Origin of the sequence: Streptomyces pactum, from assembly GCF_016031615.1 — a bacterium.
GTDB classification, from domain to species: domain Bacteria; phylum Actinomycetota; class Actinomycetes; order Streptomycetales; family Streptomycetaceae; genus Streptomyces; species Streptomyces pactus.
The window spans coordinates 1-1,068 of the sequence record NZ_JACYXC010000034.1 but is presented as its reverse complement, the minus strand read 5'-3'; the positions used below and the strand labels follow the sequence as shown (position 1 = coordinate 1,068).

At 78.3% G+C, this 1,068-nt stretch carries 1 pseudogene; it reads right to left on the bottom strand.

The window, feature by feature from the left end:
* Positions 1 to 204: 204 nt before the first annotated feature.
* Positions 205 to 1,068: pseudogene (locus IHE55_RS30515) on the bottom strand (hypothetical protein); the annotation flags it as partial.

Here is a 1,068-nt window from a genome sequence, read left to right as displayed (position 1 = left end):
CCGGCCGTGCTCCCCCCGCCGGTGCTGTGCGCTGCGTCAGTCATGCTCGTCCCCCTGTGTCGTCGGGCTCGGGCGCCTGCCCGCGGCTAGCGAGCCTAACCGGAGAGACGCGGCGCGCGGCGGAAAGGATCCGCCCCGCCGGCCGCCCGGCCGGGAGGCGCGGGCGGCCGGCGGGGCGGCGGGGGACGGACGGGGCGGACCGGTTCAGCCGATGGCCTGCCCGATCAGGTACACCGCGGGCGCGGCGGCGGTGAGCGGCAGCGCCACCCCGGCGGTCATGTGGACGAAGCGCGAGGGGTAGTCGTAGCTCGCCACCCGGAGGCCGATCAGCGCGCACGCGCCGGCCGCCAGGCCGAGCCCCGCCGCGTGCGTGGTGCCGGTGTCCGTCAGATGCCCGGCGCCGAGGCCGGCGCCCGCCGCGGCGAGCAGCGCGAGCACCATCGAGACCGCGGTCGGCAGCGGCACCGCCCGGGCGATCGCGGCGATCGCGACCGCCGCCGCACCGATCACCACCGCGTCCGAGGACTCCGCCACGGCGGCGAGGTGACCGGCCGCGACCACCGTGAGGGCGGCCGAGACCGTGGTGGCGGTGAGGCTGTACATCCGCTCGTCGGCCGAGCTGCGGTTGCGCAGCTGGAGGATGATGACGAGGAGCAGCCAGACGCCGATGGTGCCGATGATCACCGTCGGGGCGTGCTGCTCCTCGGTGGCGAGCAGCCCGGCGTCGGCGGCGAGCCCGCCCGCGAAGGCCAGCACGATGCCCTGCCGGGCCGGCCACATGCCGTTGAGCCGGAACCAGCCGGCCGCCGTGAGCGCCTGGAGCAGCACCAGCGCGGCCGCGGTGGCCGGACGGGGCAGTGTCGCGCTCGCCGCCAGCAGACCGGAGAGCGCCGCGGTCAGCAGGGCGGGCGTCATCCCCGGGTCGATGATCGGCGACCGCCCCTCGGCCCGGGCCCGCTGCGCCGCGGTGAGCGGTTTCGCGGGGGCGGCGGCCGGAGCCGTTCCGGCCTCCGGGCCGCCTTCCGCCCCGGCCCCCGCGGTGTCTTCCGCGCGGGCCTTCGGGGTGCC